The following is an 8,056-nucleotide window of genomic DNA, read 5'->3' as shown; positions in this document are numbered from 1 at the left end:
CCCACGTCCTGTGCAACACCGGCACTGGTACAGCCTGCCTGTCGTTGGGAAGATCACTGGGGCTATATAATATCAAGGATCTATCACTTAGCTGCAATAAGAAGCGAGCAAGGTTCCAATAATATTTTTTCACCTTCGATATGACGAAATGGGATGGCAGAGGCTTTTTCATGGTCAGCAAGGACATTCCAGCTGGCACTTTCAGAAAGCTCCACCAGCTGCTGGGTTAGTGAAGGGTTAAAAAATACCAATATATTTTCCCAACTCCCAAGATGACCGATATCTCCAAACGAAATACCAATTAAAGGTGAAGGCAAAGGTAAACAAGACATATGATGGCGAATTTGTTCACTTTCAGCAAATCGCAACGCTGCATTCATTTTTCGGATGTTTATGAGCCCTTTTATAAAATCTACATTATCAATATTTTCATCTCGCAGATCCCAATCCAGCCAGTTGACATCATCTGGTGAGCGGTAGCTGTTTCCAATCCCTTTTTTCGTCCGGAAAAATTCCTGGCCGCTATGCAAAAATGGAATGCCCTGTGAGAGCAGCACGATCGAAGTGGCTAACCTGTGCTTCTTCTTTAAAACGCTCTCATCTTCGTCAGGATCACAAATTTTCAGCTTATCCCACAAAGTGTGGTTATCATGCGATTCTATATAATTCACCGACTGTGTTGGCTGCAGGAATAATCCATGCCTTCGCTTTCCGATGCCGATGCTGCCGGCTAGCACTTGTTTGGCTGATTCTATTACACGGTCATTTCCCAATGCATAGCCTCTGTCGTATAAATTGAATGTACTTCCTTTTATCGTATCCCTGAACAAATCATTAAACTGGCCGATTTGTGGCAGCTTAGCCTGATTGGCAATGTTCGCCTTCTTTTCTGGCAGGAGCGGGGTATTGAGATCCCATCCTTCCCCGATGATCAGCGTGCTGCTGTCAATGGCATCCACGGCCTTCCTGACAGCGTCCATCGTCTCAACGTCAAGGATTCCCATCAAATCGAAGCGAAAGCCATCAATCTTGTATTCATTCAGCCAGTAGAGGACTGAATCGATAATGAATTTCCTTGCCATCAATCTTTCTGATGCAAAATCATTCCCTACCCCTGTGCCGTTCGAAGGAAGTCCATGTTCATTATGTCTGAAATAATATCCTGGAACAATTTTTTCAAAAGACGAATCTTCCCGGATGTAAACGTGATTGTAGACGACATCCATGATTACTCTTAATTCCTGGCTGTGGATACCCGAAATTAGCTGTTTCAGTTCAATGATCCGATTATAAGGATCCTCGGGATCAGTAGCATAACTTCCATCAGGAACATTAAAGTGGATAGGGTTATAGCCCCAATTATATGAACTATTGCGGTCAACCTCGTCTACGCCTTCAAAATCGTGAAAGGGCAAAAATTCAATATGCGTGACGCCCAAGCTTTTAATATAAGAAAGTCCGGTCATCATGCCTCTGGAACTGACAGTATCGATTTCGGCAGCCCCCAAGTACGTCCCTTTTCTTCTCACTCCGCTGTTTGGATGAATTGTTAAATCCCTTATATGCGTTTCATATATGATAGCATCTGTCGGAGAGCTAAATGGAGGAAGATCGACCAACGGAACCTTCGTTTTCTCTGTATCAATGATGACTCCATACTCTCCATTTGCGGTTAAGGCGTTTGCATATGGGTCGACAGCTTCTCGCCATTCAAGATTGATGCAGACCAAAAATGTGTATCGGTAAGAATCAAGGTTCCGGTCAACCTCGATGCTCCAGATCCCTTTATCCATTCGCTCCATAGAGATAAGTTCGTGTTCTGTCTCCTCACTTTTAAAGAGCTTAAGCTTTACTTTCGAGGCAGTAGGTGCCCATAGTTTAAATGCTGTTTTTTCCGGAGTAAAATGAACCCCCATGTCATTGCCGTCATAATAGAACATCTGGTCAAATTCTTCCGTGCGGATCACCGCTCCGATTTGCAGATCCGTTTCTCCGCCATGTTCATCCGTTATGGTATATCGGCGCCCTATTACAGGTTCAACACTCGATAAGCAAATATACTTTACAGCATGCTCAAGATAAACCTTCTCCTCAATTGCCAAAGGCAAATCAACGCCTTCTCCCTTAATGCTGAACTTATTAGAAGTTCCTTCAAAATAAGTAAATGGAAGCAATACGGTAATATGATTAATATGATCGAGATAGGCGTTAAATTTCCGTTCAATGGCAATCATCTATTTTCAACTCCTCTATAGGCCCTGCTTTTCTTGTTCCTGAAACTATTTTTAATGCTTTGGGACAAGCTTGGATTTGTAAAGGTGTATACCCAATCACTTCCCCATCTGCATGCGTTAAAACTTTATGTTCGGATTGAATGGAAATAGACCTTCCTGTGAATTGCTCCACTTCACGGAACAATGTATGCTTTCCCCAAAAGACACTTATGAAGATTAATAGCAATTTCCATCTTGAAAGATTGTGCACCACAGTGACATCCAGCAGACCATCATCAGGCAGAGCATCAGGGGCGATTTTCATTCCGCCGCCGTAATATTGCTGATTTGATACGGTTACAAACCAGGCTGCGTCATACTTATACTCTTTGCCATCTACAGATATTTGAACTGGAATGCAGCGGTACGTAAGCAATTTTTTTATCAGGATGTACACGTAGACTAGCCTGCCCAAAGATACACGGTTGAGAAGCCGCTTCATTTCTGATTCATTCGCTTCCTTTGCAACCACAGCATCAAAGCCTACACCCATATTATTCATAAAATATGTTTCCTGTAATTCATTGTGCTGAATTTTTCCAAGATCAATGAACTGGGTGGCCCTTGAATGGTTTTCTATTAATAAACGGAGTGCGGCTGCCGCTTTTTTAGGAATAGCAAAGCCTCTTGAAAAATCATTTCCAGAACCACCTGGTATGAATCCCAATGTCACATTGGGTATATTTGCTGTTCCATTCACCACTTCATGTAGAGTGCCATCTCCGCCTACTGCAGCTATAGTAATCGGCTTACCATTGGCATTAAGTGCAATTGACTTAGCTAACTCCGTCGCATGTCCAGAACACTCTGTAAAAAAAGCGAGAAAGGGGATTTTGATTTCACTTAAATTTTTCTCTATGTTTCTCCAAATCTCCCGGCAGCTCCCATTCTTTGCATTTGGATTGACAATAAAATAGATCTTATCCATATGATTCAACCTTTACCCTAATTTTGGTCACCTTGTCTTTGGCTGCTTTCCCACTCAAGTCTTCTGATTGAAGTTGTCTGGCAATATTGTAAAAGGACCTGGGCCGCTTTTAATTGCATATGCTTTAACGGAGATTTCATACCTCTCAAAGCAGAGAACCACTCATCAAAATTTCGTTTTTCAATGAACTGTACGCCATACGGTGCAAGGGGATAATCAATAAAGCCATTGCGGCTTAACAGCAATTTTTGCACAGGAAGTTCAACTCCATACATTTCAAAAAGTGTTTTGACGATTTTATCAGTTCTATTAAGCGCTATTAAGGGATTTAGGATTTTTGTTTCCTTATTCTTAGTTTTCTTTATCCAGAAACGCTCCTTAGAACCCACAAAAACAGCATTTTCTTCTGCTTCCAAAAAGGAAATGCAAATGGCCGCCCCTGGTGTAACCAAGATTAATTCAGCCTCCACTGGCGCTTTTTTTAGTAAGAAAATAGGTTTATATAAAATAAGGAAAGTGTCAGGAAAACGCTGGAGCAAAAATTTCAATGTTGGATCATTGGTGAACTCTTTTGCGATAAACGATTTTTCCGTCAATGTAGAACTCGCCCATTTAAGCTGGAATGGCAGTAATTGGTCTAGAAAATGCTGCTTCAATCCCTCAATTGTTTGGATATTATTAAGCATCTCTATTTCATCATCGTCTATCATCGTTTCCTGATCATCGTCCAGGCCGATTGGAGAATCTTGTTTAGGTCCAGACTGCGGTGTTTCAGAATTACGTACGATACTTTTAATCTTCTGTAAAATGGTATTGGACTGTTCCTCTGAATGCCCATAGCCATTTATCTCCTCAAGCTGAACAGGGCCGTTTTCCCATTTCTCCTTTACACCTTCCCATTGCTTTTTCTTTAGACGCACAAACCTTGAAGGATAAAGGTATATATCTTGTGCATAGCGTGATACATAGTCTTGCAGCTTAATTAACTGTGCCATTGAGTTTCCTTCCTTTAAACCTGCTCCTTGTTAAGCTTTTGGACGGGATGCAAGCGGGAATATTTTAAGTGGTTCATATTTTGGACTTTTCCCTAAATGAGTCTTGTACAAAACGACTCTCTCAGCTTGAAAATTTATTTTTTCATCCTTGAAGGGATTTATTTCTTCGATCAATTTGTATGTAAAAGGCGATTCTCCTGTCCATTTCCTTGCCAACGTGATATGTGGGCTGAACGGACGTGTCTCAAGCTTAAAGCCAGCAGAAAGGCATGCGGAAAACACATCGTCTCTTAACATGGCTAAGCTCTCTGATTTCTCGAGGCCCGCCCAAAAAATCCTTGGTGAATCCTTTCGTCCAAATATACCGAGATGATCAATTGCTAATTCAAATTCTGATTGTCTGGTAAGTTCAGCATCGATCAGTTTATTGGAAGCATCTATTTGCTGCGCCGCAGCATTTCCCAGGAATGCCAGGGTAATATGTAAATCCTGAGGGTGAACCCATGTCTTGTAAGGCAAAGCTTGCTGTAGCTCTGTTATTGTTTTCTCCAATTTTCCTTTTACCTCAATTGGCAGTTCCAAAGCATAGAAAAAATGTGCATGCTGTTCCATTGACACAATACACCCTTTCTTGTCCACTGAATTAATTGTAGCAAATGACTTGTTGTTTTGGCAGATTTTCCTTAATATGAATTTTAATCCCTAAAAGTTGATAGGAATAGTTAATTTTTTGTATGATAATAAAAAGGTAACATTATTTTGGTTTGCCTATAATCAATTATTCACGATTGTCATAAGACTTTCATCGTGTAACTAAAAATCGATTTTATCGAAATCTGATCATATGCGGGAAATAAACAACAATCTATGCAAAAACATTTTTATGTAAATACTAAAGCTTAGGCACATTCAGCAAGGAGGCTATTGCCATGAAAATTGTCAATAATATCGCCGCGTTAATAGGGGAAACCCCTCTTGTAAAATTAAATCGTCTGGCACCTGAGGGAGGCGCCACAGTTTATTTGAAACTTGAATATTTCAATCCAAGCAAGAGTGTTAAAGACAGAGCAGCATATAACATGATGATCACTGCCGAAAACGAAGGAAAGCTAAAGCCTGGTGCCACAATCATCGAGCCAACGAGCGGAAATACGGGAATCGGTCTGGCAATGAATGCTGCAGCAAGGGGGTATAAAGCAATCCTTGTCATGCCAGATACTATGACAATCGAAAGAATCAATTTGTTAAAGGCATATGGAGCAGAAGTGGTGCTTACCCCAGGCGATGAGAAAATGCCTGGATCTATAAAAAAAGCAGAAGAGCTTTTAAAAGAAATCCCGAACAGCTATATGCCAATGCAATTCGAAAATGATGCTAATCCGGATGCCCACCGAAGATCAACAGCACTCGAAATTATTGAAGCCATGAAAGAACTAAAGAAGCCTCTTAGCGCTTTTGTTGCAACTGCTGGAACCGGCGGGACAATCACAGGCACAGGAGAGGCACTTAAGGAAGAATATCCTGATTTGCATGTACATGTCGTCGAGCCTGCAGGATCTCCAGTGCTTTCTGGAGGCAAGCCAGGTAAACATAAGCTTGTTGGCACTAGCCCGGGATTCATTCCTAAAATTCTTAATCAGGATGTATATGAAAAGATTCATAAGATAGAAGATGAAGATGCGTATGAAACAGCACGCAGGCTCGCTAAAGAGGAAGGCATCCTCGTTGGCCCATCATCGGGTGCTGCAGCCTTCGCTGCCATCAATGTGGCTAAACAGCTGAAGCCGGATGAAGTTGTCATCTGCATTGCCTGTGACACAGGAGAAAGATATCTCTCAAGCGACTTATTCAGGTTTGAGGATTAACTTTTTAAAAAGGGTTTAATCACTTTTAGAGTCACGGAATAACCAAAGCATTAGTAAGGCGTGTGGATATCCACACGCCTTTTTACTCACTATTTTTCCATCTCTCCCTCTTCCTCTTCAAATATCGTTCCCGAATGGAGCGTTACTCCGGATACGATCTCTTCCATTTCAGCCTGAAGTCTTTCGGTGATTTCTTCTCGTTCTTCAGGAGATAATGATTCCTTCGTATAACCAAAGAGATAATTATCCAAATCAAATTCTCTCAGCTTGCACTTTGTGTGGAAAATATTTTCCTGATATACATTGACGTCAACCATATCGAATTGATTTTTGATATTTTCAGGGATATAGTTTTGAATCGAACTGATATCATGATCGATGAACAATTTGTTGCCATCTTTATCACGTGTAAATCCCCTTACCCTATAATCGATTGTAATGACATCGGTTTCGAATGAATGAATCAGATAATTCAACGCCTTCAATGGCGAGATTTCTCCGCAAGTCGAAACATCGATATCTGCCCTGAATGTACTGATTCCTTCATCAGGGTGGTACTCAGGGTACGTATGCACGGTAATATGGCTTTTATCAAGCTGCAACACAACATTGTCAGGCAGTGGACCAGGAGATTCATCGTAGGCTTCCTGTGGAACTTCGACAACCGGTCCCTCAGAAACGAGAATCGTTACACTCGCTCCCTGCGGCACATAATCCTGCTTAGCCACATTCAGCACATGAGCACCGATAATATCAGAGACATGCGTCAGGATTTTTGTCAGCCTGTCAGCATTGTATTGTTCGTCAATATATTCAAGATAAGCTTCACGCTCTTCCTTTGTTTTCGTATAACAGATGTCATACATATTAAAGCTCAATGATTTCGTCAGGTTATTAAACCCATGCAATTCGATATGCTGTGCTGGTGTGAATTTCATCTGTGTTCCCCCTATTCGGTATTCTGCTATGCTCTGTCTGTAATCGTACATAAGACATGTTTTTAAGCAGGTATCATTCTGATTTAAATATTTTTATGATACCCATTCCTGCCAATAAAAAACAAAGCTGCGGCAAAACCTGAATAAAGGGGGTTTTAAGTTTGTGTTTTAAGACGGTTTATAGCAATGCGTTTTATCCTGCAAAAAAGCCTGCAGCATTGTAGCTGCAGGCTTAACAAAATATTAGATCTGGCCGCATTGCTGCGCAATTTCAGTTTTGAATAGCTCCTGCAGGCGGCGTGTCACTGGTCCCGGTTCACCATTTCCAACAGACTTCCCTTCAATTTCAATAACAGGCATTACTTCGACTGTCGTACCGGATGAGAAAACTTCATCAGCCGCGTAAAGTTCTTCGAGTGTGTATGCTCTTTCCTCAGAAGGGATTTGCTCATGATTGCAAACCTCGAGGACCTTTTGCCTCGTAATGCCGTTGAGAATATGGTTATCTGCAGGATGGGTGATAATCACACCATCTTTGATGATTGAAATATTTGAATGACTTCCCTCTGTCACAGTCTCTCCACGATGTAGAATCGCTTCAAAACAGCCAGCTTCGGCAGCTTTTTGCTTAGAAAGTAAATTACCAAGTAAGTTCAAGCTCTTAATATCGCAGCGCAGCCAGCGGATATCCTCATCCAGGATTGTCCGGACACCTTTTTGCATAGACTCTTCTGGACGGGCAACCTGACGCGTATAAGCTACGAAAGTTGGCGCAACATCAATTCCCGGAAAAACATGGTTTCTTGGTGATGTTCCCCTTGTGAACTGCATGTATACGATCCCCGTTTGCAATTCGTTTTTGGCAATCAACTCTTCCATCATCCCTGCCAAAGCTTCCGAACTGTATGGAAGCTCAATCCGGATTTTTTTCGCACTTTCCACAAGACGGTTTAAATGCTCCGTGCCTGTGAACATCTTGCCATTGTATACCCGTATCACTTCATAAACGCCATCACCAAACTGATATCCCCTATCCTCAATATCAACTTTTGCCGAA

At 41.6% G+C, this 8,056-nt stretch carries 7 protein-coding genes; 1 reads left to right on the top strand and 6 read right to left on the bottom strand.

Features of this window, described 5'->3' with window-relative positions:
• Positions 1-83 precede the first annotated feature (83 nt).
• From pulA to thpR, 4 genes are read right to left on the bottom strand one after another with little or no spacing between them, the layout of a single operon-like run.
• Complete coding sequence (pulA, locus tag WB217_RS10535) at positions 84-2,234, bottom strand: type I pullulanase (RefSeq protein ID WP_423993186.1); 2,151 nt, start codon at positions 2,232-2,234, stop codon at positions 84-86.
• Positions 2,221-3,201 carry a diacylglycerol/lipid kinase family protein gene (locus WB217_RS10530; RefSeq protein ID WP_423993185.1) on the bottom strand — a complete coding sequence of 327 codons (981 nt, stop codon included), beginning with the start codon at positions 3,199-3,201 and terminating at the stop codon, positions 2,221-2,223. Before WB217_RS10530 ends, pulA begins: the two co-directional genes overlap by 14 nt.
• A gap of 17 nt (positions 3,202-3,218) precedes the next feature.
• Positions 3,219-4,196, bottom strand: a complete 978-nt coding sequence (locus tag WB217_RS10525; RefSeq protein ID WP_423993184.1) for an NERD domain-containing protein — start codon at positions 4,194-4,196, stop codon at positions 3,219-3,221.
• Positions 4,197-4,226: 30 nt separating this feature from the next.
• The gene (gene thpR / locus WB217_RS10520) at positions 4,227-4,808 is read right to left on the bottom strand and encodes an RNA 2',3'-cyclic phosphodiesterase (RefSeq protein WP_423993183.1); all 582 of its coding nucleotides are present in this window, start codon (positions 4,806-4,808) and stop codon (positions 4,227-4,229) included.
• A gap of 317 nt (positions 4,809-5,125) precedes the next feature.
• Between thpR and cysK the strand changes: the two genes are divergently transcribed.
• The gene (gene cysK, locus WB217_RS10515) at positions 5,126-6,061 is read left to right on the top strand and encodes a cysteine synthase A (RefSeq protein WP_423993182.1); all 936 of its coding nucleotides are present in this window, start codon (positions 5,126-5,128) and stop codon (positions 6,059-6,061) included.
• Positions 6,062-6,150: 89 nt separating this feature from the next.
• Here cysK and speD read toward each other — a convergent pair whose 3' ends face one another.
• Positions 6,151-6,999, bottom strand: a complete 849-nt coding sequence (gene speD / locus WB217_RS10510; protein WP_423993181.1) for an adenosylmethionine decarboxylase — start codon at positions 6,997-6,999, stop codon at positions 6,151-6,153.
• A 243-nt stretch (positions 7,000-7,242) separates the two neighbouring features.
• A partial coding sequence (dat, locus tag WB217_RS10505) for a D-amino-acid transaminase (protein ID WP_423993180.1) occupies positions 7,243-8,056 on the bottom strand: 814 nt, incomplete at its 5' end.

Origin of the sequence: Mesobacillus sp. (genome assembly GCF_049588175.1) — a bacterium.
GTDB lineage: Bacteria > Bacillota > Bacilli > Bacillales > Cytobacillaceae > Mesobacillus.
Note: the sequence above shows the minus strand (reverse complement) of the source record. Positions and strands in the feature narration are given on the sequence as shown.